This is a genomic window from Corallococcus sp. AB030, from assembly GCF_003668965.1.
Lineage (GTDB): Bacteria > Myxococcota > Myxococcia > Myxococcales > Myxococcaceae > Corallococcus > Corallococcus exiguus.
In genome coordinates this window covers 1-25965 of sequence record NZ_RAWQ01000161.1, presented here as the reverse complement: position 1 = coordinate 25965, position 25965 = coordinate 1, and the positions used below count along the sequence as shown (strand labels likewise).

The 25965-nt window shown below is 67.2% G+C and carries 19 protein-coding genes; 9 read left to right on the top strand and 10 right to left on the bottom strand.

All coding sequences use genetic code 11. From position 1 onward, the window contains the following. Positions 1-551 (top strand): energy transducer TonB (locus tag D7Y15_RS30935; RefSeq protein ID WP_148712911.1); only part of this gene is annotated, 551 nt, incomplete at its 5' end. Between the two features lie 52 nt (positions 552-603). Here D7Y15_RS30935 and D7Y15_RS30930 read toward each other — a convergent pair. Further along, a complete protein-coding gene (locus tag D7Y15_RS30930) occupies positions 604-1056 on the bottom strand; it encodes a MarR family winged helix-turn-helix transcriptional regulator (RefSeq protein WP_233605153.1) in 453 nt (150 codons plus the stop codon). Between the two features lie 239 nt (positions 1057-1295). Between D7Y15_RS30930 and D7Y15_RS30925 the strand changes: the two genes are divergently transcribed. Both D7Y15_RS30925 and D7Y15_RS30920 read left to right on the top strand, forming a co-directional pair. Beyond that, the gene (locus D7Y15_RS30925) at positions 1296-2681 is read left to right on the top strand and encodes a TolC family protein (protein WP_120578415.1); all 1386 of its coding nucleotides are present in this window, start codon (positions 1296-1298) and stop codon (positions 2679-2681) included. 143 nt (positions 2682-2824) lie between these two features. Further along, a complete protein-coding gene (locus D7Y15_RS30920; RefSeq protein WP_121754820.1) occupies positions 2825-3034 on the top strand; it encodes a hypothetical protein in 210 nt (69 codons plus the stop codon). A 48-nt stretch (positions 3035-3082) separates the two neighbouring features. On the opposite strand, the gene D7Y15_RS30915 is transcribed toward D7Y15_RS30920, so the two are convergent. Then, complete coding sequence (locus D7Y15_RS30915; protein ID WP_233605152.1) at positions 3083-4084, bottom strand: Rieske 2Fe-2S domain-containing protein; 1002 nt, start codon at positions 4082-4084, stop codon at positions 3083-3085. Between the two features lie 101 nt (positions 4085-4185). Here D7Y15_RS30915 and D7Y15_RS30910 point away from each other — a divergent pair, with 101 nt between their 5' ends. Beyond that, positions 4186-5079, top strand: a complete 894-nt coding sequence (locus D7Y15_RS30910) for a DUF547 domain-containing protein (protein WP_233605151.1) — start codon at positions 4186-4188, stop codon at positions 5077-5079. Positions 5080-5509: 430 nt separating this feature from the next. On the opposite strand, the gene D7Y15_RS44335 is transcribed toward D7Y15_RS30910, so the two are convergent. Further along, entirely contained in the window at positions 5510-7135 is a 1626-nt protein-coding gene (locus D7Y15_RS44335; protein WP_148712910.1) for a hypothetical protein, read from the bottom strand. A gap of 20 nt (positions 7136-7155) precedes the next feature. Further along, positions 7156-9972, bottom strand: a complete 2817-nt coding sequence (locus tag D7Y15_RS44330) for a hypothetical protein (protein ID WP_148712909.1) — start codon at positions 9970-9972, stop codon at positions 7156-7158. Between the two features lie 896 nt (positions 9973-10868). On the opposite strand from D7Y15_RS44330, the gene D7Y15_RS30895 reads away from it, so the two are divergent. Beyond that, a complete protein-coding gene (locus tag D7Y15_RS30895; protein ID WP_121754816.1) occupies positions 10869-11927 on the top strand; it encodes a YCF48-related protein in 1059 nt (352 codons plus the stop codon). Between the two features lie 135 nt (positions 11928-12062). On the opposite strand, the gene D7Y15_RS30890 is transcribed toward D7Y15_RS30895, so the two are convergent. From D7Y15_RS30890 to D7Y15_RS30875, 4 genes are all read right to left on the bottom strand, one after another. Further along, positions 12063-12995 carry an ROK family protein gene (locus D7Y15_RS30890; protein WP_121754815.1) on the bottom strand — a complete coding sequence of 311 codons (933 nt, stop codon included), beginning with the start codon at positions 12993-12995 and terminating at the stop codon, positions 12063-12065. A gap of 50 nt (positions 12996-13045) precedes the next feature. Next, positions 13046-14416, bottom strand: coding sequence for a phosphomannomutase/phosphoglucomutase (locus tag D7Y15_RS30885; protein ID WP_121754814.1), 1371 nt, complete (start codon positions 14414-14416; stop codon positions 13046-13048). Between the two features lie 169 nt (positions 14417-14585). After that, positions 14586-16967 (bottom strand): serine/threonine-protein kinase, encoded by a 2382-nt coding sequence (locus D7Y15_RS46005; protein ID WP_233605150.1) that lies wholly within the window; start codon positions 16965-16967, stop codon positions 14586-14588. A gap of 220 nt (positions 16968-17187) precedes the next feature. Further along, positions 17188-18249 carry a mannose-1-phosphate guanylyltransferase gene (locus tag D7Y15_RS30875; protein ID WP_121754813.1) on the bottom strand — a complete coding sequence of 354 codons (1062 nt, stop codon included), beginning with the start codon at positions 18247-18249 and terminating at the stop codon, positions 17188-17190. Positions 18250-18430: 181 nt separating this feature from the next. Here D7Y15_RS30875 and D7Y15_RS30870 point away from each other — a divergent pair, with 181 nt between their 5' ends. The 3 genes from D7Y15_RS30870 to D7Y15_RS30860 are packed head-to-tail and all read left to right on the top strand — an operon-like array spanning position 18431 to position 23080. Next, positions 18431-21178 carry a GDSL-type esterase/lipase family protein gene (locus D7Y15_RS30870; RefSeq protein WP_121754812.1) on the top strand — a complete coding sequence of 916 codons (2748 nt, stop codon included), beginning with the start codon at positions 18431-18433 and terminating at the stop codon, positions 21176-21178. 3 nt (positions 21179-21181) lie between these two features. Continuing rightward, positions 21182-22654 (top strand): MBOAT family protein, encoded by a 1473-nt coding sequence (locus D7Y15_RS30865; protein ID WP_121754811.1) that lies wholly within the window; start codon positions 21182-21184, stop codon positions 22652-22654. A gap of 15 nt (positions 22655-22669) precedes the next feature. Beyond that, complete coding sequence (locus D7Y15_RS30860; protein WP_233605149.1) at positions 22670-23080, top strand: hypothetical protein; 411 nt, start codon at positions 22670-22672, stop codon at positions 23078-23080. 9 nt (positions 23081-23089) lie between these two features. On the opposite strand, the gene D7Y15_RS30855 is transcribed toward D7Y15_RS30860, so the two are convergent. After that, positions 23090-23479, bottom strand: a complete 390-nt coding sequence (locus D7Y15_RS30855) for a hypothetical protein (protein WP_233605148.1) — start codon at positions 23477-23479, stop codon at positions 23090-23092. 58 nt (positions 23480-23537) lie between these two features. Beyond that, positions 23538-24932 (bottom strand): serine hydrolase, encoded by a 1395-nt coding sequence (locus D7Y15_RS30850; protein WP_121754822.1) that lies wholly within the window; start codon positions 24930-24932, stop codon positions 23538-23540. 102 nt (positions 24933-25034) lie between these two features. Here D7Y15_RS30850 and D7Y15_RS30845 point away from each other — a divergent pair. Further along, on the top strand, positions 25035-25965 hold a 931-nt coding region (locus D7Y15_RS30845), incomplete at its 3' end, for a histidine kinase dimerization/phospho-acceptor domain-containing protein (RefSeq protein ID WP_233605147.1).

Below are 25965 nucleotides of genomic sequence, written 5' to 3'. Positions count from 1 at the left end.
CCCCGAAGGTGAAGGTGAAACCGCCGCCCATCAAGGTCGCGGAGGCGCCCAAGCCGCCGCCCCCGACGGAGGCCCCGCCGCCGCCCAATGACACGCCGCCGCCGGAGCCGTCCGCGAAGCCGCCGCCGTTGGTGGTGGGCATGACCATGTCGTCCACCACCAGCGCGGGCTCCTTCGCCGCGCCCGTGGGCAACACCGCCTACGGCAAGGCCAACGGCACCGCGAAGGCGCCCCAGGACGTGAAGGGCTACTCCGCGCCCAAGTACGTGCCCGTGTACCAGGTGGACACGGAGCCCTCCGTCGCGTCCGAGGTGAAGATTCCCTACCCGGACGAGGCGCGCCGCGCGGGCATCGAGGGCACCGTCACGCTCTCCATCACCATCGACGCGGAGGGCAAGGTGAGTAACGTGAAGGTCATCTCCGGGCCCGGCTACGGCCTCAACGAGGCCGCGCGTGACGCCATCCGCCGCTTCCGCTTCAAGCCGGCCATCAAGGGCGGCGAAGCGGTGGCCACGGAGATGAAGTACTCGTACACCTTCCTGCTGGACTGAAGGCACGCGCCCCGGAAGCTTCGGCCTGAGCCGTGGCTCCGGGGCGATGCGCCTACTGCGTCTTGAGCGCGCGGCGCATGATGTCGCGCAGCGCCGCCAGGTCCTCGTCCGGCATCGCGGCGATGAGGGGCGGCGGCGAGCTCAGCCGCGCCATCAGCCGGCCGCGCAGCTCCGCGCCGGCCTCCGTCAGCACCAGCATCTTCACGCGGCGGTCCTGCTCGCTGCTCTTGCGCTCCACCAGCCCGCGCGCCTCCAGCCGGTCCACCAGCCCCGTCACGTTGGAAGCGTCACACGACAGGTAGTTGGCGAGCGTGCTCATGGCGAGCGCTCCCTCGCCCAGCTGCCTCAACACGTGCGCCTGCACGGGAGACAGCTCGAACTCCGCCGCCAGCGCGGGGAAGTTGCGCATGTGCGTGTGCAGCAGCTCGAAGAGGAGCGTCCACGCCTGCTCCGGCAGCCCACTCCCACCCTCCGACAGGTCGGTGGTGGCCGTCGACCGGCGCATCACCTGCTCGCTAGGACCGTCGCTGAAGCCGTTCATAGTGAAGTTACGTTAAGTCATCGGACGCACATAAACAATTGACATCATCAACCATTGACCGCTACTACATTCCGCATATTCCAACATCCGACAGTGCGGAGTACTTTCACGAGGCTCTGGGGTCGGGTAGAGGACGCAACGCAGTCGTCCATTGGACGGATCCGCCTCGCGCTCCCGCGGGTCGGTGAGGAGGTCGAAGCGGTATGAGTACCTTTCTGGCGCTGTCCCTGTCGGCCACCCTGGCAGCGGCGCCCGTACTGACGCTGGATGAGGCACTGGAGTCCGCCCGCCAGCAGAACCTCGATTTGAAAATCGCCCAGGAGCGCTTCGAGCAGGCATCGCTCGCGACGCGCAAGGCCTGGTCGGGCTACCTGCCCACCATCACCGCTGGGGCCTCCATCACGCGCAACAACGTGGCGGCCATCATCCCGGCAGGCCCCATCGCTCCGGTGGACATCACCATCCAGCCGCTCATCCAGAAGGGTGCGCAGCTGGAGGCGCGGCAGGCCATCATCGCGCCGCAGCTGTGGGCGGGCATCGCGGCCTCCTACAAGTCCGTGCAGCTGGCGGAGCTCAACACGCAGACGGCGCGCCGGCAGGTGCTCTTCGGCGTGGCGCAGGCGTACTACGGCGCCGCGGCGCAGCAGGAAGCCCTGCGCGCGCAGGAGCGGCTGCTGGAGCTGAACCAGGCGCGGGAGAAGGACACCCAGGCCCGGTTCGACGCGGGCACGGTGACGCGCGTGGCGCTGCTGCGCGCCCAGCTGGACCGTTCGCGCGCGGAGCAGGACCTGGTGCGCGCGAAGAACGCGCTCGCGGGCCTGAAGCTGGCGCTGGGCACGCTCATCCAGCGCGAGCCGGAGTTCGACCTGGCCCCGCCGCCGGAGCCGACGGTGCCCGCGCAGGCGTCGCCGGACGACCTGGTCAACCAGGCCATCCAGGAGCGCTCGGACGTGCAGGCCGCGGAAGTGGGCCTGAAGCTCAGCCGCATCAACAAGACGGGCGTCATCCTGAGCTACCTGCCCACGCTGGGCGTGACGGGCGCCTACCGCATCGCGAACGCGGCGGGCTTCACCGGCCAGAACGAGACCTGGGCCATCACCTTCGGCGCCAGCTGGACGCTGTTCGACGGCGGCCTGCGTGAGGCGAACCTCTCCGAGGCGTCGTCGCGCGTGCGTGAAGCCACCGTCACCCAGGTGCTGGCGCAGGCCCGCGTGAAGGAAGAGGTGCGTCGCTCCAAGCTGGACCTGGAGAACGCGCTGGCCAACCGCTCCAAGGCCGAGGAGGCCCTGGAGCTGGCGCGCGAGTCCAACCGCCTGACGGACGTGAGCTTCAAGGCGGGCGTCGCCACCTACCTGGAAGTCGCGGACGCCAACACCGCGCTCACCAACGCGGAAGTGGGCTTCGTGTCCGAGCGCCTCCAGGCGTCGCTCGCCGCGCTGCGCCTGCTCAACTCGCTGGGCTCCTTCGAGTCCGGTTCGGTGAAGAAGGACGCGGCCGCCCTGGGCGCGGAGCCCGGCGCGGGCGCGCCGAAGTCTCAGCAGCCTGCCCAGGAGCAGCCGGCTCCGCAGCAGCCCGCGCCCCAGCAGTAGGCGCGGTGTGACGTGCGATTCCCGGCGCCCGCTTCAGGGCGCCGGGTCCCCTGCCCTCCCGGGCGGGAAGCAGGTGCTTCGTTGTGGGGGTCCATCACCGGCCCCACCCTCCTCTGTAGGACCCGTTCCACGAGGAGGGAACCATGGCGGATGAATCCTGGGGCAACTGCAAGAACTGTCGGTTCTTCGCGGGCAACAGCGATGAGCCGGGCGAAGACGCGACGCAGAGCTGCAATCAGCCGGAGCTCCAGCAGTTCGCGCTCGTGGTCTCCGGCAACAGCGGCTGCAACGCCTACGAGGCCCGCACCGGCGAGACGGTGCCCGCCTACGAAGAGCCCGCGCCCATGCACTGAGGACCCGCGTGTCCCACCGGTCCTCGCGATGCCACGGCGGCCCTCGGTTCAGGTGCCGGTGGCGTCGCGGACCTGGGGCAGCGCCGGCTCAGGCGGGTGCGCGTAGTAGATGCGCTCCATGAGCTTGCGCTGGTGCACGAGCGGCTTGTCGTACTTGTCCAGCCGCATGCCCTTGTGGCTGTAGGGCGTGTCCGCCACGGTGGGGATGAAGCGCGCGTCATCGCGCACCTCCCACCAGGTGAGTCCCAGCGCGGCCTTCGCCGCCACCGGCAGCAGGGGCCTCAGCGCGGGCACCGTCGTGCGCAAGAAGGAGAAGACGTGCAGGCGCGTGGTGCGCACCGTCTCCGGCACGAAGAAGATGTGCGCCTGCGTGATGAAGGGGCGCGGCGCTCCCGAGGGCTGGATCCAGCTGACGGTGTAGACGCTGCGCACCGGGTCGAAGCGCGTCACCCAGTCATTGCGGAAGAAGTCCCCCTTGCCCACCGCGAGCAGGCGCATGATGGGCGCGGGCCGCTGCGGGGCGCGGTAGTGCACCTCCGTGTGGTCGTCGTGGTTGTGCGCCTCGAACTCCACCGCGCCCGCCTGCGAGCCGCTCCACCCCAGCCGGGTGTGGACGAAGGGCGTGTGCTCGTCCTCGCTGAAGTTGTCGAGCGCCACGTGCAGCGGCGCCTGGAACAGCGTGGAGAACGTCCCACCGAAGACGTAGTCCCCGCTGGCCAGCTCCGGCATCGCGGACTCGGGCGTGTCCGCGTGCGCGAGCCAGAGGTAGCCGTGGCGCTCCACCACCTGGAAGCTCTTCGCCTCGCAGTGGCGCAGCTCCGGCTGGCTGGGGTTGGTGCCGTGGCCTTTCGAGTCGAAGCGCCAGCCATGGTACGGGCACTGGAGCTGGCCCTCCTTCGTCACGAGGCCCTTCGACAGCGGCGCGAAGCGGTGCGGACACGCGTCCGACAGCGCCGCGGCCTTGCCGGAGGCGTCCCGGAAGAGCGCGTAGGCGTGGCCCGCAAGCTCCACGCGGACGGGCTGGCGGCGGAGCTGACGGGAGGGGAGCACCGGATGGAAATGCCTGACGACGTCGGGGGTAGGCTCCATGGCACGCGCAGTATAGCGGTCTGTCGCTGCGGACCCAGGTGGGTGGCATAGACTGCCCGGCCGTGAATGCTCCCATCCCTCCCCGCCGCCGTGCGCGCTGGTTCGCCGTGGCGACCATGGCCGTGCTGGTGGCGCTCGCCACGGGGGCATGGCTGTACGTGCGCGGCACACTGCCGGCGCCAGTGCCTCCGGCGGCCGGGCCCTTCAGCTACACGGACTACGCGCAGGCGCTGAGCCACGTGCGCCCCAGCGGGGACCTGGACTTCGAGGGCCTCCGACGTGACCGCGCGGTGCTGGAGCGCTTCGTCGCGTCGCTCGCGGCGGTGTCGCCGCACCGGAAGCCGGAGCTCTTCCCGTCGCCCGAGGACGGGCTGGCGTATTGGATCAACGCGTACAACGCGCTGGTGCTCCTGCAGCTCGTGGAGCGCTACCCGGCCGGAGTGGAGGCGTCCTGGTTCGGCCGCTTCTACTGGGGCCGCACGTGGCCGGTGGGCGGCGAGCGGCTGACGCTGTACGCCCTGGAGCAGCGCATCCTCCTGGGCGAGTACGCCGACCCGCGCGTGCACTTCGCCCTCTTCCGGGGGACGCGCGGCGGGCCCCGGCTGGACGGCGCCCCCTATCAGCCGGAGTTCCTGGACGCCCAGCTCAACGACGCCAGCCGCCAGTACGTGGGGGATGCGCGGAACGTGAAGCTGGAGGACAAGACCGTGCGGCTGGCGCACCTGTTCGAGGACCGGAAGCAGGACTTCCTCAACGCGCTGCCGGAGGGCCGTGGCGGCAACGTGCTCCAGTTCGTCTGGGCCTTCCTGCCGGACACCTGCGAGGAGCGCCCGGGCTGCGACACGCGCGGCGACCTGGACCGCGCCTGCGGCCCCGACCTGGACAAGTGCCGCATCGCCTTCGTCCCCGAGGACACCTCGCTGCCCGACGCCGCGAGCACCGCCGAGCGGCGCTGACAGTTTGCCAGAACACATCTCATAACGATTTACCGAGGGGCCGATACCAAGCAAGGAGTCCAATCAATCCTGCTCGCTGATGGCTCTGAGCAACGTGCCGTAGCAAGCCCTCCACACTCACGTATCGAACCTCAAGCGGCAGAGCACGAGTGCAGTAGTTAGGCAATCCTAGCGCGACCCATCAACAGCTATCCGGCGTGCTCTGCGTCAGAGCATCCTGAAGTGCTTTGCCAGGGCGCTTTACGGCCCACCCAAGATGCCATCACAGGTTCCAACTTGGCCGAAAGCGGGCTTGCAAGTTGGACTCTGCGAGCACATGCGAAGCTCGAATAATCGTCGCAAACCGAGATTATCCGAGGCGAAGATTGACAGCTCCCGCAGAGCAGCTGGTGCGGCCTGGCTGATCGAACTCAGTTCAACACCTAATCAGTCAAAGTCGGCTGCGTCTCAGGCTTTGGAGCAGGCTGTCCACCCGGGCAGTGAAGTCGGTGAGGCTGGCGGCCGGCGTGGGACAAAGCAGGTAGCAGTCGCGTTGCGCGGCCCAAGAATGAACCGCATTCGGCCAACGATCGGCGGGGCCTGGAAACAAGAGGAAGACACCAGCGGGAGCACATGAGACCAAGCGACTCTCGGAAAACCTCCAGGCGACCTCGTGCCTGTATTTGGCCGTCTTATTGAGCTTCTCCTCCTCCTGATACTCCGGATCAGCTAGAGAGGCATCTCCAATCGCTAGGGATGCGCGCCCGCCTTCCGACCACCAGCGCAACGCATAGTCCGGAGTCCGCGGTTCAAGGGAGAACAACCCTAGAAAGTCTGGTGGCAAGCGTCGGGCGCTCCAATCCCATGCGTCATCAATGCGTTCATGAAGCGGAGGGATGGCCGCTGTGTCAGCGCGAAGGGGGCGCGGCCTGAAGTCGAGCCGAATCCGCTCATCCTCCTTCGTGCCAAGCCACCAACAGTTATCGTCGCTCAAGCGCCCCCAATTCTCCGCCGCACATGGGAATTGTGGGGGCCCGATGCTCCAACCCAGCGCCCTCAATGACTCGACGAGCTTCACCGCTCCCCATAACTCAAAAATTGCGGGAGCCTTTAACGGGGGCAGAGTGGACAGTTGCGTCTGCCTCTCGGTAATCCATTCTTGAGTCGCCGTAGCAAAAGCGGACAGCAGTCGCCTGAGCCGATGGTCACGCTGCATCGATGGCACTAGTTCGAAGCCCGCACGAATGCCAGAATAACGATCAGCAACACCCCGAATCTTCGCTGATAGGATGCCAGCCTGAGTTAGATCATCGCTGGCGTTCTTCAGACCATCCTGGTGCTCCGCTTCCTTCTTCTTGTTTCCGACGTAATCTTGCAGGGCAGCTCGGTGGCTTGCGCAAGCCCTGTCAAGCCATTGCCGGTAGCTCGTCAAATGCTGAAGCCGGCGCAGAGCCCATAATGCCACCAGCCGCACCTCAGGCGTGTCGACTCCGGGAATCCAGTTCTCCTCACCCCAATCGGAAAAAGCCTCGTGGACGCCCAGCATCCGCATGTGCTGAAGCTGCTCGACCGCACGCAACTCCGCTTTAGCGGACTCAATCAGTGTCCTCGTTTCGATTCGGCCTCCAGGCGTCGCCGTAACATAGGCCCGCACAGGCGCGCTGGTCTGCTCCCATATGACTGGCCGACCAAATGCACTAGCGATGTCACGGATCATCTCCGATAACTGCACCCGGTCAAACAGCTTGGCTGGCCAGAGATAGCAGCGCAGACTCCCTTGCCAGGAGCCCGTTACAGTCGCTTCGTAGTACCCGAAGCGGCGCTCAGCGGAGAAGCCCTTTTCCTTCGTCTTCTTCGTGCCAATAGGGCACCAGTACATCCAGGAGAGGTCGGCGGGTAAACCCTCATGGTCAGTCTCCCAGTCAATAAAACCCGAACTATCGCCGTCGACCTTGGGTAGGTGCTTGCCATTCACGCCTATGAGCAACCTTGGATGGTGATCATCGAGTTGATAGACCGCCTCCTTTTCGAAGCTCCGGAAGCTCAGTGTCTGGCCATCGCTGCCGAGGTTGCTCATAGCCACTTGTAGGATATCCATCACTGCCACGGCGACACGAACCCCAGCTGTTGAAGCTGTGCACGGGCCAGAGCGATCCGTCTGTAACAACGCTTGTACGGCGAAGACTTGAAGTGCTGCTCTAGAGCATCAACCAGTGGTTCGACCTGTTCTGCCGCCCCCGACAGCTTCACCAACATGCGCCCAGCTAGTGCGCGGTCCACTAGCTCGTCCTCTGGAAGCAGGCCCTTCGGAATGCCTGTTTTGTCATGCAGGTGGAGCAGCGCCGCTACGTCGTTCAGCACCCGGCGCGACGGCAGTAGATCCTGCCTCAAGTTACGGTCATGCACGGTATCGTGGATAACCTTGATTACCTCTCTCACAGACTCCCACAATCTGGGGTAGTTCCCGTCAACCAATTTGGGCGTGACTGGTAGCGAGACTACGGGCAGCTCTCCGATTTCCGACAGCAGCAGCGATAGGTCGGGTTGGGGACCGATGGCGGAAGCATCGATCTCGACCATGAAGCACCGATCGATAATCTTGGGGGAAGGAGGCCTCGACGTGTCATCAATGTTTAGCGTACCGCAAGCCAGCATCCGCCCTCGCGACGATTGCCTTGCGAAGGCATCAAGCAACTGGAAGAACGGCATCAGATAATGCTCGGGGCGGGCCAAGTTGACTTCATCGAAGAGAAACATCCGGACCGGTGCCGATAGCTGTTCTTGAAAACTTAAGCTAGCCAACTCGGGCAGATCGTCCCCTTTGCGCCAGTGAGGCTGGACGGCGATCTCGAAGAAGCTTTTCTCTACCTCGGTATTTAGCAGTCTGGCCGCGATGCGGACCAGCGTCGACTTCCCGCTGCCAGGAGGCCCCGCAAGAAGCACGAATGGCCGAACCGCGAGCGCAAGCAGCAACATGGTAAGATCCGCACTGACGTGCTTGATACCTGCGATCCCTATCTCTCCAATGACATGCTCGAGACGAACTCCAAAGTCCCCAACAGAGGTCTCGGGATTCAGGGTGGACTCCACAGGAGCACCACCACCGCCAGGCGTAGCCACATGTCCCGGTGACACTTCACTCCCGCTCGTAGCAAGAGAGCGCTCCGCCCGTACCTCCTCGTCTACCTTGCGCGCATAGTCAGATGGGCGTTCGGATACTTGGATGTCTATCTCTGACTGCTTTGGGCGTAACGACACCTGGGCACCCGCAGGTATCATATGCGCCGCGCCCACTTGTACTGAAGTAGATGAATTGACGGGCTCAAGCAGCGTTTGAACCGAGAACAATCCGCGCTGAGCAGTCACAACTACTGTTTTCGACATGCCCACGTCGATTACGATGTCCGGCGCTGCGGCAGCCATGAGCATATCCGGAGGAATCTCTACCTTTGAGAGGTCGTCGTGAGGTGGGGCATTGTCAACAAGACGGTTCATGTTGAAAAACAGTTCCCCCGCCCTGCTCACCTCCTGAGAGGTGATATGCGCTTCACGAGTTACGGCATCCCACTTGAGACTAATGCGACCTGGCGCTTTCCGGACCTTTAGAGACGTCGGCTTATATCCCTTGCGCTGGCTTTTTGCGACGCTGGGTACTAGTCGGGCGGTAAGTTCCTCGTCTCGTTCAAACCTAGGCAGGTCAATGGGGCGCGTCCCGCCCTTGTCAGCGAAAGGCTCGTCCCGGCTCAAGACAAGGACTGGTGAAAGCTTTTCGTCGTCTCCCTTGTATTTCCACTCAAAGAAAAGATCCGTCGGGAGCGTGCTCTCCAAAGCACTTGTCGCAAGATTTGAGGGAGAACTCGACGGTCCTTGCAGACGGCGTGGCTCGTACTGTTGATGCAGAATGTGCGCGAGCGCGCCGACGGCGGCGGCAACGGGATACTGAGAGCCAACTCGTAGAACGTTCAAGCCCTTCGCATCTGGGAACACCGTCTCCCTCATGGCTTGCTCGAAGCCAGGCAACTGACTCGTCCCGCCTGCCAAAAGCACTGCGTCCACAAGATGCTGGACATCGCGCTCGCCAGTCACCTTACGTTCGCGCAGGATCGGGTCGAATTGCTCCTGGGAGTACTGCGTGTCCTGGATCTGCTCTAGGAATCGCTTGGCGACCCCCAAGTACACCTCTGCCAATTCCGTCCAGAGTTCCTTGGAGAGGCCTTCGAGATGACTGACAGTAAGTTCGGATTCAGGAGGAAAAACTTGGTGATTCATTTTTACAGGCTTCCCAGATTCCGAAACCTGCACCTTTGCCTGCTCAGCGGTTGCGCGTAGATCCCGCCGAAGAATGGGATCAACCTGATCAAGGTCAACCCCGAAGAGGCCAAGAATGGATTTGTCCACCCATCGGCCGGAGATTAGTGCTGCATCCCCCCGTACCGCGCGCAGCCGTCCCGCACGCTGACGGCCCTCCGCTGAGTCAACGACTTTGTCGTCCTTGCGCGTCATTACGAAAGTGAAATTGCACGTCGCCGCTCCCGCATCGATGACTAGAAAAATGCCGGTGCGGTCGCGCCTGAGGGTGAGTTCTCGGCGCACGAGCCTGAAGTACTCAATGACCATCTCTGGTTCGGGAAGAACATAGGAGCCAGGGACGGCCTCTTCCAATAACGTGCGATATCGCTTCCGGAGCTTGTCATCGGCGATCGACGGCATGAGAAGCCAGAACGGACCGTTCTTCTTCTCCTTCGGAAGGCTTGAGGTGACGTCCCGAAGATACCGCTTTAGGACCTCCTCGCGATGGTACTTCCTGTAAGGAATCTCGCCTTTTGCTGCCGGGCTGAAGGCCAGGATGCGCGTCTCTATATTAGTCTTTTTGTTAGAGAGCACCCAAGACTTCAGGTCGTCGACGATGGCCACCTGCTCTTGCCCCGTGGGAGGCGACAGCATCAGAGACCAATTATCCATGCCCCCGTCCTCAGGCTTGATCCAACAGAGGGTAGGCCGAAAAGGCCGCCCATTTGAGTCAGGAAAGAGGAATCTCAGACCGTTTCTTGGCAAGGGACTAGACATGCAACCTCAAAAAAAACGGGAAGTGTTCCGACAAGCCAGCAGGTCATCGATGAAATATAATTTATAGAAACAATGCTAAGCCTCTCGTTAGCGTCAATCTCAACCTTGTCTTCGGGAGGAGGCGACAGGCGAATAGCGTCTATGCAGCAGACACAGCCGTGGCATCCGCACCAGGTTGTACGCGGCGCCCACCAAATACGCCGCTAATTCCGTCCGCCCCCTGCCGTTGAAACGCGTCTCTGCAGGAACATCCCACTGTATTCATTCAGCCTCAGACCTCGTCGATTCGCGTCCGTGCCCGCTGACTGAGGGCGTAGCCAGCGGGACTTGTCGTTCGCCGGTCGATGGCAAAGCGACGTTGTACGTCCATCGTCTTAGCAATGTGCGGCGTGACACCCATGCGCCAACAGTCGACGACAAAGTCCGCCGTGTCGTAGCCTTTGTCCGAGCTCACGGAGGAGCTATCATTCCGGGACTTCAGCCCCTTTGGCATCATCACGGCCGCGTCCACGCTAGGCGACGCCATCCGCAGGTTGACCAGCGCCGTCTGCTGTTTGGGCCATCGTTGCATCACTCCCTCCAAGGTCCACAGGACACCACGCCACTGTGCGGGGTGTCGATCCCTCAGAGGTTTTTCCCTGCTAGTTCTTGTCCTGGGTGAATGCCTCCGGTTGGTATCAGAACTTGTGAGAGGCGCTCTAGACTCCTGCCCTCGCGGACGGACACGCGGGAGGCAGCGGCGCATGACGATGGGAGCGGTGTGGCTGGCGACGTGGCTGGCGCTGGGGAGCGCGGACATGAAGTGGGAGCCGCAGGCGAGCGGGACGACGGTGCGGCTGCGCGGCGTGAGCGCGGTGGACAACCGCGTCGCGTGGGCCAGCGGCGACAAGGGCACCGTCGTGCGCACCACGGATGGTGGCAAGACGTGGACGCGAGCCCCCGTGCCGGATGCGGACGGGTTGGACTTCCGCGACGTGGATGCCTTCAGCGACCGCACCGCCTACGTGCTGTCCATTGGCGCGGGTGACAAGTCGCGCATCTACAAGACGACGGACGGCGGCGCGCACTGGACGCTCCAGTTCACCAACACCGTGCCCGGGGCCTTCTTCAACGGCATGGCCTTCTGGGACGAACAGCACGGCATCGCGTTCAGCGACCCGGTGGAAAGGCACTTCGTCGTCATCACCACGGAGGACGGCGGCGCGACGTGGAAGCCCGTGCCGCAAGGGGCACTGCCGGCCGCGCTCGAGGGTGAAGCGGGCTTCGCCGCCAGCGGCACGAGCATCGCGGTGTACGGCAAGTCCCACGTCTGGTTCGGGCTGGGGGGCTCCATCGCGCGCGTGCTGCACTCGGCGGACCGGGGCAAGACCTGGGGCATCGCGCCCACGCCGCTGGCCACGGGTGAAGGCGCGGGCGTGTTCTCGCTCTACTTCTGGAGCTCCATGGCGGGCGTCGCGGTGGGCGGCAACTACAAGCAGCCGGAGGTGGCCACCGGCAACGCGGCGCTCACGCTGGATGCAGGCAAGCGCAAGTGGACCGTGCCGGGCACGCCGCCCGGGGGCTATCGCTCCTGCGTGGCCCCGTTCACGCCCGAGAAGAAGATGTGGCTCATCACCGTGGGGCCCACGGGCTCGGACGTGTCGAAGGACACGGGCAGGACTTGGGAGCCGCTGGACTCCACCGGCTTCCACGCCGTGTCCACGCCGCCGCGCAAGCAGGACACCGCCTGGGCCGTGGGTGAAGAGGGGCGCATCGCGAAGCTCGTCTTCACGAGCGCGGCGCCAGCGCCGAAGCAGCCGTAGCGCTCCGGCGTCCTTCCCGCCGCGGAACAGCCATGCGTGGCGCAAGCCGCATCGCATGGCAGCGGCTTCGCGCCGCGAGCGCCCTGACGGGACCTGCATGGCGCGGGGGAGCAGGCTCCACCCGCGCCAGAAGCCTCACTTCACCAGCAGCGCCGCGCCGATGATGCCGCTGTCATCGCCGAGCTCCGCGTCGGCGATGAGCAGGCCCTCGCGCGACACGCGAGACGCCCACTGCTGCACGCCGTCCAGCACCAGCCGCTTGATGCCCGGGCAGTGCGTCAGCACGCCGCCGCCCAGCACCAGACGCGACGGGTTGAGCACCGTCACGTAGTTGGCCACCGCGACCGCCAGGAATTGCGCCGCACGGGCGTGGATCTCCCTGGCCTTCGCGTCACCCGCCTCCGCCGCCGTCTCCAGCGTCACCGGGGTGATGGTGTACGGGTCGCCGTTGGTCAGCTGCTCCAGCACGGGCGAGCCGCCGGACGACAGCAGCTCATTCGTCTGCGCGATGAGGTTGTGGCCGCCCGCGTACGCCTCCAGGCAGCCGTGCTCACCGCAGCCGCACAGCCGGCCGCCGGGCACCACCTTGATGTGGCCCAGCTCGCCCGCCACGCCGCCGCCGCCCTGCACCAGCCGCCCATCCGCGATGATGGCGCTGCCCACGCCGGAGCCCACGAACACCACCAGGATGTCCTGGGCGCCACGACCCGCGCCCGCGTGCAGCTCGCCCCACGCCGCCGCGGACAGGTCGTTCACCACCTTCACGTCGAAGCCCAGCCGCTTCGTCAACATCGCCGCCAGCGGCACGTCGCGCCAGCCCAGGTTGGGCGCCACGGAGATGACGCCCGTGTCCTTGTGGATCTGCCCCGCCGCGCCCACGCCGCAGCCGTCCACCTTCACGCCGGACTGCTTCACCGCCTCTTCCGCCGCCTGGGCGATGGTCTCCACCACGCCCTGCGGCTTGCGGTCCTGCACCGCGACCTTGGCGCTCGCGAGGATTTCACCCTTCCCATCCACCACCGCGGCCCGGGCGAACGTCCCGCCCAGGTCGATTCCCAGCGTCGGCATGTCCAGCTCCCTCCCTTACGTGCGTGTGCTTCGCGTGGAGCGCGAAAGGCTCAGGCGCCGACTTCCTTCTGCGCCTGGGCGACCGTCTTCTCGATGAGCGCCTGGATCTCCTTCACGCGGGCCTCCGTGCTGGCCTCGTAGCGCAGCACCAGGATGGGCTGCGTGTTCGACGCGCGGATGAGGCCCCAGCCGTCCTCGAACGTCACGCGCACGCCGTCCACGTCCACCACCTTGTGGCCCGCGTCACGCAGGATCTCCGTGGCGCGCTTCACCATGGCGAACTTCTTCTCCTCCGTCGTGTCGAAGCGCAGCTCGGGGCTGGCGAAGGTCTTCGGCACGTCGGAGAGCAGCTGCGACATGGACTGCTTCTCGTGCGTCAGAATCTCCAGCAGGCGCGCGGACGCGTACACCGCGTCGTCGAAGCCGAAGTAGCGGTGCTTGAAGAAGATGTGGCCGCTCATCTCGCCGGCCAGCTCCGCGTGCTCCTCCTTCATCTTCGACTTGATGAGCGAGTGGCCCGCCTTCCACATGATGGGCCTGCCGCCGTGCTTCGCGATGTCGTCGTACATCGTGTAGCTGCACTTCACCTCGCCGATGATGGCCGCGCCCGGGGACTCCTTCAGCACGTAGCGGCTGAAGAGCACCATCAGCTGATCACCCCAGAGCACGTTGCCCTGGTCGTCGATGACGCCGATGCGGTCGCTGTCGCCGTCGTACGCGATGCCCACCTCCGCCTTCACTTCCTTCACCTTCTTGATGAGGTCCTGGAGGTTCTCCACCACCGTGGGGTCCGGGTGGTGGTTGGGGAAGTCCGCGTCCATCTCGCAGAACAGGGGCACCACGTCGAAGCCCATGCTCTCGAACAGGGGCACCGCGATGGCGCCGCCCGTGCCGTTGCCCGCGTCGATGACGATCTTCATCCCCTTGCGGCCCACCTTCACCGTCTGACGGATGAAGTGGTTGTAGGGCGTGATGATGTCGAAGGGCGTGACCTTGCCGGGCTTGTTCGAGGTCGCGAAGTCCTTGGCCTCGATGAGGCGGCGCAGCTCCTTGATTTCAGGGCCGTGGAAGGTCGTCTTGCCGGCGCCAATCTTGAAGCCGTTGAACTCCTTCGGGTTGTGGCTGCCGGTGATCATCGCCAGGCCGTCCACGGGCAGCGTGTTCGCCGCGAAGTAGGTCAGCGGCGTCGGGACCACGCCCACGTCGTAGACGTCCAGGCCGGTAGCGGTGAGGCCCTTCGCGAGCGCGTCGCGGAAGCGCGTGGAGGACTCGCGGCAGTCGCGGCCCACCGCGATGGAGGTGCCGCCCTTGCGGCGGATCATGGTGCCCAGGCCCAGGCCCAGGAGCTCCACCACCTCGATGGTGAGGTCCTTGTCCACCAGGCCTCGGATGTCGTACTCGCGGAAGATGTGCGCGTTCATGGCAGTGTCCCCACCCTCGACAGGAACCGGGAGGGCGTAGCGGAAGGCGTCGGACACTACACGAGCGGGCCCGGGGGCTGCACACACCCGAACGAGCCCGGCTGACTGTTGAACGCCCGGCCCCCCTGGGAGGGCGGAACCTACCCCCGGCAGGGGCTGATGGCCCCCATCAGACCATGGCCCCTGGGGCCTGGGCCCCGGCGCCTACTGGTACCCGCCGCAGCAGCGACTGGTAGTGCTTCAGCCAGGACGTGTTCAGCGGGTCCATCTTGAGGGCCTCCGCGTAGCGCTCCAGCGCGGCCGGGACAGCCCGTTGGACCTCCAACGCATGCCCCTGGGTGAAGAGCGCACGGGCCTTCTTCTCCACCTCCGGCCGGGCGGCGAGGAAGGCGCTGCGCAGGGCCTCCATGGTGGGCTCCGGGACGCCCGCGGCGACGCAGCGGGCAAGGCCGCCCACGTTGCCCCGGGTGGCGTCGTAGCCCACGCGGGAGAGCGGATCGCCGAGCATCCGCTGCGCGGCCAGCACGCGCACGCGCAGGGCATCCAGGGCCTGGCGCTGCACGGTGGGCACCGGACGGTGCTGGAAGGCGAGCAGGCGGCGCAGGGCGGCCTGGGCGCGGCGGTGGATGTCGCCAAAGTCGGCGTCGTGCTTCGCGCCCAGCAGCGTGTAGGGGTCCCGGGCGACGGCCTCCGCGCGGGACAGCATGCGGGCAAGCTCCCCATCGGGCGCGGGCTCCGCGTCCTCCATGAGGGCGCGGGAGAGCAGCCGGCCCAGCGCGGGGAACTCGTCGGAGAAGTGGACGAAGACGCCCGCAGGCACGTTCCAGGTGCGCGCCTCGTCGAAGGTGACGTGGCGGACGACGTCACAGGCGCCCAGGGCCGTCTCACCCCGGAAGGACACCTCCACTGTCAGCCGCGCGGCGAGCGGGGGCAGTGAGCCCTGGCACTCGGCGAAGAGACCTTCGGGGGCGACGTCGCTCACGGAGACGGACTGGAGGACTTCGCCCGGCTTCAGGCCCAGGCGCACGCGCAGGTCGGCGGGCGCGTCCGTGCGGGGCGCGGAGGCCTCCAGGGGCGGCAGGGCGTTCACCAGCGGAATGGGCGCGTCGTCATGGACGACGTCCACCAACGGAATGGGCGGAGGCGACAGAATGGACACGGGCTCCAGCGACGGCGCCAGGGTCATGAACGGGATGGCCGCGGCGCCCAGCGTGGACGTGGGGTTCATCGCAGGCTGCGCCGTGACATCCAGGGGCGAGGCCGGATCCACCAGCAGGATGGGCGCGGCTGCCTGAAGGGAGTTCAGCGTAACGATGCCGAGCTTCATCGTCTTGGCCGGCGCGTTGGGCACGAAGCCCTCGGCCGGCGGCTCCGGTTCAGCGGACCCCAGCAGCGCCACGGCGGAAGCCCAGAACGCGGCCACCTCCGCGCGCATGTCCCCCTCACCGGGGCGGGCGTTGGACGGCACGCCATGCGCCGCGCGCAACGCCGCATCCTCCACGGACGAGGCGGCCATGCCCCATTCGGGCACGTCCTCGACGATGTCGAAGTCGTCCGCCGCGTCGTGCGTCTCGGCAGGCTCCTTCGTCGTGGCGACCACCTCCACCGCATCGGACACATCCTCGGGAGCATCCGCGAACGCGTTGCGCACCGGCGCCTTCCGGCCCAGCGCCTCCGCGAGCGCGGCGCGGAAGGCCCACGCGCTGTCGAACCGCTCCTCCGGCTTCGCGGCCAGCGCGCGCAACAGCACGGTGGACAGCGCGGGCGGCACGTTCGGGTTGATGGCGTGCGGCGGGAACAGCGTCACATCCGCGGAGCGCCCCAAGCCGAACGGCAGCCGGCCCGTCACCAGCAGGTAGCCCGCCACGCCCATCGCATGCACATCCGCGCGAGGGCTCCGGTTCATCCCCTCGCACTGCTCGGGCGCCATGAACGTGGGCGAGCCCACCGTCACGCCCTGCGTGCGCTCCTCCGGCGACAGCGCCGCTTCCCGCACCGCGCCCGCGCCGAAGTCCCGCACCCGCACGCGCCGCTCGCCCTTCGCGTCGCGCGTGATGAACATCGAATCCAGCGTGAGGTCCCCATGCACGAGCCCCCGCGCGTGCGCCGCCTCCAGCCCCGCGAGCGCCTGATCCAACACCTCGCCCACCTCGGCCGGAGACAGCGGCAGGGGCATCGCGCTGAGCGACTCGCCCTCCGGCGCCTCCAGCAGCACGCAGGGCAGACCTTGCGGACCAGGGCGTACGTCCAGCACGCGCGCCACGTGGCGGTGCACGACGTTGCGCTGCGCCAGCGCCTCCGCGATGAACCTCGCGCGCACGGCGGGACGGGCCGCCAGGTGCGCGTGCAGCACCTTCACGGAGAAGCGGTGCCCGGTGGGCACGTACTCCGCCAGGTACACCGACGCCACCGCGCCCACCTCCAGCCGGCGCTTCAGCATCAGCGGCCCGTGCCGCTGACCCTCCAGCGAATCCCCCGACACCAGAGGCCGGGCAGCGACGGGGCACGCCTCCCCATCCCGGTGTTCGCCCACGCAGCGCTTGCAGCCCATCGCCATCCCCGCCTGTCGCCCCGGAAATGGGGCGGACCCGGGATGGACTTGCAACCCGCGCGCCTCGTGCCCGGGGCCCGCTTTCGTCCGGACCGCGACACTCCAACACCCGCGAGTGCCAGCAAACCCCGCAAAACGAACCAGGGCCCCCTGTAGAAACGACAGGGAGCCCCAGGAAGAAATGTGTGGGGTGAAACAGGAGGCGAAGTCGCCTCCAGGCCTACAGCAGCTTGGTGCGCTTCCGGGCCTTGAGGGCCTCGACGACCTTGCGGACGTCCTGGCTCTTGTCCTTGGGGACCACGAGCACGGCGTCACCGGAGTCCACCACCACCACGTCGTGCATGCCCACGACGGACAGCGTGCGCTTGTCGGACAGCACCACGCAGTTGGTGCAGTCCACCAGCACCGCGTCGCCGGAGACGACGTTGCCCTGCGCGTCGGCGGGGCGCACTTCGGGGATGGCGGCGAAGGAGCCCACGTCGGACCAGCCGAAGTCGCCGTCCAGCACCGCGATGTTCTCCGCCTTCTCCATCACGCCGTAGTCGATGGAGATGGAGGGCAGCTTGGGGAACACGCGCTTGAGCACGGCCGGGAAGGTGCGCTTGCCCGCGGCCTTCTGGAGCGCGTCCAGGCCCTTCTGCATCTCCGGCATGTGCTTCTGGAAGGCCTCCAGCATCACGTCCGCGCGGAAGACGAAGATGCCGCCGTTCCAAAGGTAGTCGCCGCTGGCCAGGTACTCCTGCGCCGTCTTGAGGTCGGGCTTCTCCTTGAACGCCTTCACGCGGCGGCCGCCGCCGTCCAGCGCGGCACCGACCTGGATGTAGCCGTAGCCCGTCTCCGGGCGCGCGGGCTTGATGCCCAGCGTGACGATGTGGCCCCCTTCCGCGATGCGCGCCGCTTCCGCGAGCGTGCGCTGGAAGCCCTTCACGTCCGCGACGTGGTGATCCGACGGCAGCACCGCGAGCACGCCCTTCGGGTCGCGCGCGGCCACCTGGAGCGCGGCGAGCGCGATGGCAGGCGCGGTGTTGCGCGCCACGGGCTCCACCAGGAGGTTGCCCTTGGGCAGCCCCTTCACCAGCTTCAGCGCCGTCTTCGCGTGCACGGGGCCGCACACGATGAAGGTGTTCTTCACCGGCGCCAGGCCCTTGAGGCGCTGGGCGGTGTCGGTGAGCAGCGGCTGCTTGGAGGCCAGCGGGAGGAACTGCTTCGGACGGGCCTGGCGGGACAGCGGCCAGAAGCGGGTGCCGGAGCCTCCGGCCATGATGACGGGGTAGAGGGCCATATACGGGTGCGAGCTCCTAGGGGCGCACGCCGGCCCATGGCCTGGCGCGCACGGCGGCGCACCATAGCGCGTCGCGCCAGCGGAGGAAGGGGGCCCGGCCGCCTACCCTCCGAGGGATGGGGCGCGACAATGTGGGCAGAGTTTTGACCCGTCCCCAAAAAGCCAGTCTCATGCCCCGGCGTTGAGCCTCAAGCCCACATCCACCGGATGGACGCTGGCCTTCACCGTGCTGCTGGCGGTGGGGTTGTCCCTGGCGCCATTGCCGGAGAAGTTCCGCCCCCTCCCCAGCCTCCGTCAGGAAGGTTCGCTCGGGCCCAAGCTGGCGGCGCTCGTGCTGCCCGCGTCCCTGCGCGGCGTGAAGGCTCCGCGCCCGCCCTCGGACACCATGGTCCCGGACGCTCCGCCCACCGCGGTCGCGGAAGCGGACACCGCCGCCAACGACACGGATCCGAAGGCGGGCCCGCAGGTGGGGGAAGCCCCGGCCGTGCCCGGCATCGGGCTGGAGGAGCTGAGCGCCCCCACGCTGGCGACCGCGCTGGAGCTGGAAGCGCTGCGCGAGCGCATGGGCGCGAAGCACGTGGACATCGAGCTCAACTGCCGGAAGACGCGCGCGGACGGAACGTGTGAAGAGGACGGCCTGGCGCCGTTCATGAAGGCGCTGGGAGATTTGCGCGCGGACGCGCGGCGCACGCCGGTGCGGGTGGTGCACCTGGGCGATTCGCTGATCGCCTCCGACTACGTCACGGACGTGGTGCGCGACCGGCTCCAGGAGCGCTTCGGTTCGGGCGGTCCGGGCTTCCTCTACATCCACCGGCTGGCGAGCGCAGGCCGCGCCACGCGCGCGGGCACCGCGAGCACGGATGGATGGAAGATGGAGCGGCTGGTGGACACGCACTGGCCCAAGGACCGCGTGGGCTGGACGGGCGTGGCCTTCTCCACGAGCGGCCCCGCGCAGTCCACGCGCTACTCCGTGGAGGGCGCGCGCGAGGCGGAGCTGTTCTTCCTGGCCCAGCCCGCCAACGGCTCCGTGCAGGTGGCGGTGGACGGAAAGAACACGCAGCGAATCCAGACGCGCGCGTTCGGATCCAAGGCGGAAGCGGCCTTCGCGCGGCTCAAGATTCCAGAAGGCGCCAAGACGCTGACGCTCACCACGAGCGGCAAGACGGAGCTGCACGGCGTGTCGGTGGAGTCGGGCACGCCGGGCGTCGTCTACGACACGGTGGGCCTGTTGGGCGGCATGGCGGAGGTGTACCTGCGCGCGCAGCCCCAGGCGTTCCGTGCGCAGCTCAAGCACCGCAAGCCGTCGCTGGTGGTGTTGATGGTGGGCGGCAACGAGGCGTTCTTCCTCTCGCGCGACCGCACCACGCTGGACGAGGTCCGCTCGCAGATGAAGGAGCTGGTGTCGCGCGTTCGCACGTCGGTGCCGGACGCGGCGTGCCTCGTCATGTCGCCCATCGACGCGGGCGTGCGCACGCTGAGCGGCGAGCTGATCACCCGCCGGCACTCGGCGGAGGTGTCGGAGGTGTTCCGCGAGGAGGCGCGCGCGGGAGGCTGCGCCTTCTACGACACGCTGGCGGCGATGGGCGGCGAGGGCTCCGCGCTCAAGTGGCTGGAGTCCGGCCTGATGCTGGAGGACCTGGTGCACCCGCGCGTGCGCGGCTCCAACCTGCTGGGCCACCTGTTCGACCTGGCGTTGCAGCGGGCCTTCGCGCGCACGCATCCGCCGCGAGTGCCGGGCACGGACACGACCGGCCTGCAGAACGCGGCCCCTTCGCTGCGCCGCACGTTCGAATCACTGGCACGCCGGGAGTCCGGCGCGAAGCTGCGAGTGGGCATCGCGCAGTTGGGCGCGTCGCACACGGCGGCGCACTACTTCTCCGACAAGGTCCGCGACGCGCTGACGAAGCGCTTCGGTGACGCGGGCCGGGGCTTCATCGCGGCGGGCAAGCCGTCCTCCCGGCTGGAGGGGGCGCGCGTGACGCGCACGCTGGACGGTGCGTGGACGGTGGAGGACGCGAAGAGCACGCCTGGAGGCGTCTCCGGAAGCATCTGGGGGCTCACCGGCATCCGCGCGGTGGGAGCGCCCGGCGCGAGCCTGGGCATCTCCTTCTGCGAAGGCTGCGCGGAGGAAAAGAACCGCCAGGGCCGGCTGGACCTGTACGCGCTGGACGCGCCGGGGGCCGCGGCGCCTGAAATCACGGTGGACGGTGAAGAAATTCCTCCGGAAGCACCGCCGCCGGAGCCGCTGACGCAGCCGACGGTGCGCATCCGTTCGTTCCCGGTGACGGGCGTGGCGCACTCGGTCCAGGTGAAGGTGCCGGAGGGTGGCGGGAGCGCGACGGTGCTGGGCGCGTCGCTGGAGTACGACGTGCCGGGGCTGGTGTACGACGCGCTCGGGTTGCCCGGGGCCACGGCCTTCACGGCGCGGGACATGGATGCACCGGCGATGGACGCGCAGCTGACCGCGCGCCGGCCGGACCTGCTGGTGTTCTGGTACGGCACCAACGAGGCGGAGCTGCCGGGGTTGGACGCGAACGGGCTGCGCCAGGACTACGCGGCGTTGATTGCACGCATGCGCAAGGCGACGGGCGCGGAGTGCCTGGTCATCGGCCCCACGGACCGGCTCCAGCAGGAAGCGAACGGCCAGTGGGACGAGGCGCCGTCGCTGGCGAAGGTGCTGAACACGTTGCCGCAGGTGGCGAAGGACGCCGGGTGTGCGTACTGGTCCGCGCGAGCGGCGATGGGCGGTGAGCGCTCCATGCAGCGCTGGCAGCGCCAGTCGGAGCCGCTGGGCCACGCGGACGGGGTGCACCTGACGGCGCAGGGTTACGCGGTGCTGGCGAACGCGTTCGTGAAGGACCTGATGGCGGCGTACGAGTCCACGAAGAAGGGCGGCGAGCCGACAGCCTCCGCCGCGGGAGCGCCCTGAGCCGTGCTGTCCCACAGCCTCCAGTACGTCGTCTTCGTCATCGTGGTGTTCGCGCTCTACTGGGCGGTGCACCGGCATTACTGGCCGCGGATGCTGTTGCTGCTGGCGGCCAGCCTGATGGTCTACGTGTCGTTCCTGCAGGTGCCGCTGACCGCGTTCGTGGGCGGGATGCCCGTGGGCGAGCTGGTCGTGAAGCTGGTGCCGCTGTTCATCTTCCTGGCCGGCGTGACGGTGGATCACCTGCTGGTGAAGGGGATGGGGAGCACGGAGCGGCCGGGGCTGCGCAAGCTGCTGGTGGTGCTGTCCATCGTCTCCAACCTGGGGCTCCTGGCGGGCTTCAAGTACCTGGAGCTGTTGCGCAGGACGGTGTCGTCGCTCTTGGGGCCCTGGGGCGTGGAGGTGCGACCGGAGCCGTTCCATTTCCTGCTGCCGGTGGGCCTGTCGTTCTTCGTGTTCCAGGCCATCAGCTACACGGTGGACGTGTACCGGGGGAAGGCGAGCTCCGAGCACTCGTTCGTGGAGCACCTGCTCTACATGTTGTTCTTCCCGCGGGTGTTGAGCGGGCCGATTGTCCGCGCGTCGGAGTTGATGGCGCACTTCCGGGAAGTGCCCACGCTGTCGTCGGACGACGGGAACAAGGCGTTGTTCCGCGTCGCCGTAGGGCTGGTGAAGAAGCTGGTCATCGCGGACGTGCTGGGCAGCGGCATCGTGGATCCGGTGTTCGGCAGTCCGCACGCGTACTCGTCGGCGGAGTGCGCGGTGGCGGCGGTCGCGTACACGTTGGAGCTGTACTACGACTTCTCGGGGTACTCGGACATCGCGATTGGTGTGGCGTCGCTGTTCGGCTTCAAGTTCCCGGAGAACTTCGCGAGGCCGTACCTGGCGAAGAACCTGTTCGAGTTCTGGAACCGCTGGCACATGAGCCTGTCGTCATGGCTGCGGGACTACCTGTACATCCCGCTGGGCGGCAACCGGCGGTCGAAGCCGCGAGTGTGCTTCAACCTGATGATGGTGATGGTGCTGGGAGGCCTGTGGCACGGGGCGGACTGGCGCTTCGCGGTCTGGGGCGCGGTGCACGGCGTGGCGTTGTGCGGGGTGCGGTGCTGGTGGTGGTTCAAGGGCAAGCAGCAGGAGCCCGGCCCGGTGCGCGTGGCGTTCGGGATGTTGGCCACGTTCACGCTGGTGGTACTGACGCGCGTGGTGTTCCGGGCGCCGGACATGGTGCACGCGGGTGAGTTCTACGCACGGATGCTGGCGGGAATCCCAGGCCTGGCGAACGTAGGCCCGTTGGTGTGGAGCATGCTGGCCATCGCGGTCCTCGCGCACGCGGTGCCGATGAAGCTCTACGACACGGCCGCGCTCGTGTTCCTCAAGATGCCCGCACCCGCGAGAGCGGTGGTGCTGGTGCTGTTGGGGTTGGGCATCCGCCAGCTGTCCACGCTGGAGACCCGGCCGTACGTGTATCTGCAGTTCTGAGTAGGCTTGTGCCGGATGGGTTCTTTCCGGCGACAACTCTTCTGGATTGGCATCGCGGGGCTGGGCATCGCGTGCGCTGGGGCGCAGCCTGCGAAGCCGGTCGAGCCAGCTGTCATTCCCTGGCCTGGGGATGACCTGCAACCGCTTGCGACATTGGAAGGGCCCGCCATCCAGGCCGCGCATGCAGCCCTGGAAGAAGCGCTGAAGCGATTTCCGAAGGAGTCCGCGGGTCAGTGCGCCTTTTCCGCCCAGGCACTGGAAGTCGTCATCGGTCAGGAGGCGGGCTGGTACTTCGCTCGCGTCAATCGCCGCGTGGACAGGTGCCCCGGCTTCGGTCCAGGTGTCACGGGCCTCGAAACGGACTGGTTCGAGCTGTACGCGATCTCTCCAGACGGAGACATCACGCGATATCCCTATCAGCCCTGATTCACACGTTCAGGGCATGGACGGATACCGCGCCAACACCTTTCCCTCGGGTGAGACGGCGTACAGTTCGAACACGTCGAACCCGAGCACGGTGCCGGGTGCCCATCCGCACTTGTCGGGCCGTGGGTTGATGCGGACGAAGTACAGCCCTCGCTCCTCGCCCACGATGACCTCCATCCCCTTCGCCGAGAAGGCGCAGCTCTTGGCGTACTCCTTGGGGTACCGGGAGAGGACCCGCTGCAACGCGGCGTGCGCGGCAAGAACCGCGGGCCCGTCCAGGGTTGCCAGGGGCTGAAGGTCATCGGGCCACTGGATGCCTTTTTCGACAGTAGGCGGGAGTGTGGCTCCTCCGTCCTGAAGGAGCGAGACGCACAGGAGCACATGATGCGGCTTCAGCACTGGAAACTCCACCACGCCTCGGCGAGACGCGCTGTCCCGCCGAGCCTACCCCACCGCGTCAGTTCACCTGGAGGGTGAGCAAAGTCACCCGGTTGTCAGGGGTCAGCCCCACGCGGTACCGCCACGTCGCGGCGCCGAACTGCACCAGGTACGTGTAGATGCGGTCGTCGCCTCGCGTCTCACGGTTCGCCAGCACCAGCGGCCCCGCGGCCCCAAGCCCCTGCAACACGGACCGGAAGTACGGACCTGCCTCCTCGAAGTACCTGGCCGGCACGTAGGCGAACATCGACGGCTCCCAGGCGCCCTGGCGCGTCTTCTCCAGCAGCTCCGTGAGCCTCGCCGTCACCTCCGGCTCCGTGTCCGGAATGGGCTTGAGCGGCGGCACGGCGAGCGCCGGATTCACGATGGCCGCGATGCCCTCCACGAGCAGCGCCGGGTTCGACTTGTCCAGGTTCGCCAGCACCACGATGGACAGCTCATCCCCCAGGAAGCGTGAATAGGCCGTCCGGAATCCCTGCCACGATCCCGTGTGCCTGTGCAGCGGCTGACCGTTGCGCTCCAGCACCTCCCAGCCGAAGCCGTACGGCTGGCTGGCACCGCTGTTCAGCTTCACTGGCGACAACACCTCCCGCCAGCTGTCCTGCGTCAGGAGGGCCCGCTTCGCCACCGCCTCCTCCCAGGCCAGCATGTCCTTCAGCGAGAAGTAGAGCGCGCCGTCCCCCGTCGTGTTCAACGACTGCGATACCCACTGCTGGTTCTTCACCACGCCCCCCACCAGTTCGTAGCCCGCCGCGCGGTTCGGGATGACATCCGCCTCGCTGATGCCTCGCGCTGTCTTCATGCCCGCGGGCTTGAAGACCTGGCGCCCCAGGACCTCCTGATACGTCATGCCCGCGACGCGGTTCACCAGGAGGCCCAGCAGCACGTAGCCGGAGTTGCTGTAGTTCCACCTCAGCCCCGCCGGGAACTCCAGCGGCAGCTTGTAGATGAACTCCGCGAACTCCTGCTCCGTGTAGTCCTTGCGCTCGTCGAGCAGCCCCTCCAGGTCCTTGATGCCAGACGTGTGCGTCAGCAGGTGGCGCACCGTGATGGGCTTCCACGTCGCGGGCGCATCCGGGAAGTACTTCGTCACGCTGTCGGACAACGCCACGCGCCCCGCCTCCACCTGGAGCATCAGCGCCGTCGCGGTGAACATCTTCCCCACCGACCCCGACTGGAAGAGCGTGTCCGTCCCCACCGGGACCTGGTGCTCCAGGTTCGCGAAGCCATACCCCTTCGCGAGCACCACCCGGCCGTGACTCACCACCCCCACGGCGAGCCCCGGCACACCCAGCCGCTTCTGCTCCGCGCGCACGAACGCGTCGATGCGCTCGCGGAGCGAGTCACGGGCCTGAGCGGGTCCGGCCACCAGGAAGACGACAGCCAACGCGAGCGACATCAGGGAATGGCGCATGGGGATTTCCGACATCCGGCCCTGCATGAGCCGGTAGTGACATCCCATCATGAGTCCCCAACCGCGCGAACGATGCACTCCCCGCGATATGAACAGCTCGCCATGAGCCGTGCACCATCCGTGGGCCCTCCCCCGCCTCCGTTCCGCTTCCGCCGACGCCTGCTGGCGGTGATGCTGCTCGCAGGCCTCATCCCATTGGCGTTGCTGGGTGCTCTCGCCCAGGGCGTACTGGAGCGCGTGCTCTCCATCTCCATCGCGCCCGTGGAGGCCGTGCTCGACAACGTCTCCGATGAGCTGAGCCGCCGGGGACTGCCTCCCGATGCGCTCGACGAGGCGCGGCTGAACCTGGCGCAGGCGGAGCTGGCGCGGCGGGCCCTGGTGCGCCGCGTGCCCGTGTTCATCGCCGGGGTGGGCGCTATCGCCGCCGTCGTGCTGGCCGTATCCGCGGTGCTCCTGGGCCGAGTCCTCACGCGCCCCATGGCCACGCTCCTGGAAGGCATGCGGGCCTACTCCCGCGGAGACCTGTCGGTCCGCCTGCCCGTCCCAGAGCCTGCTCGTGACGAACTCCAGTTCCTCCTGGGCCAGTTCAACCGCATGGGCCAGGAGCTGCTGGACCAGCGCGAACACCTCAAGGCCGCCGAGCAGATCGCCGCGTGGCAGGACGTGGCGCGGGCGCTCGCCCACGAGCTGAAGAACCCCCTGACCGCAATGAGGCTGTCGCTCGCGCGTCTGTCTCCGCAGGATGCCGGCACCCTGCCAGACCCGACGCGCCTCGCCGATGCGGTGGCGCTCCTCCAGGAGGAGGTGGACCTGCTCATGCGCATGACCCAGAGCTTCTCCACCTTCGCGCGCCTGCCGGCCCCCCGCTTCCAGGACGTCGCGCTGCGTCCACTGCTCGCGGAGGTGTGCGCGCTGTACGCGGGCACTTCGCCGGTGCCCGTGGTGCTGGACCCCGGTGAGGAGGTGTCGCTGCGTGCGGACCCCGACGGACTGCGCCGCCTCTTCGGCAACCTGGTGAAGAACGCCACCGAGG

Coding starts and splice junctions, on each gene's coding strand:
- D7Y15_RS30890 (WP_121754815.1), bottom strand. CDS start 12,995: ATGCCGACGCTGGGAATCGACCTGGGCGGGACGTTCGCCCGGGCCGCG.
- D7Y15_RS30850 (WP_121754822.1), bottom strand. CDS start 24,932: ATGCGCCATTCCCTGATGTCGCTCGCGTTGGCTGTCGTCTTCCTGGTG.
- D7Y15_RS30920 (WP_121754820.1), top strand. CDS start 2,825: ATGGCGGATGAATCCTGGGGCAACTGCAAGAACTGTCGGTTCTTCGCG.
- D7Y15_RS44335 (WP_148712910.1), bottom strand. CDS start 7,135: ATGAGCAACCTCGGCAGCGATGGCCAGACACTGAGCTTCCGGAGCTTC.
- D7Y15_RS46005 (WP_233605150.1), bottom strand. CDS start 16,967: ATGGGCTGCAAGCGCTGCGTGGGCGAACACCGGGATGGGGAGGCGTGC.
- D7Y15_RS30930 (WP_233605153.1), bottom strand. CDS start 1,056: ATGCGCCGGTCGACGGCCACCACCGACCTGTCGGAGGGTGGGAGTGGG.
- D7Y15_RS30875 (WP_121754813.1), bottom strand. CDS start 18,249: ATGGCCCTCTACCCCGTCATCATGGCCGGAGGCTCCGGCACCCGCTTC.
- D7Y15_RS30860 (WP_233605149.1), top strand. CDS start 22,670: ATGGGTTCTTTCCGGCGACAACTCTTCTGGATTGGCATCGCGGGGCTG.
- D7Y15_RS30925 (WP_120578415.1), top strand. CDS start 1,296: ATGAGTACCTTTCTGGCGCTGTCCCTGTCGGCCACCCTGGCAGCGGCG.
- D7Y15_RS30895 (WP_121754816.1), top strand. CDS start 10,869: ATGACGATGGGAGCGGTGTGGCTGGCGACGTGGCTGGCGCTGGGGAGC.
- D7Y15_RS30885 (WP_121754814.1), bottom strand. CDS start 14,416: ATGAACGCGCACATCTTCCGCGAGTACGACATCCGAGGCCTGGTGGAC.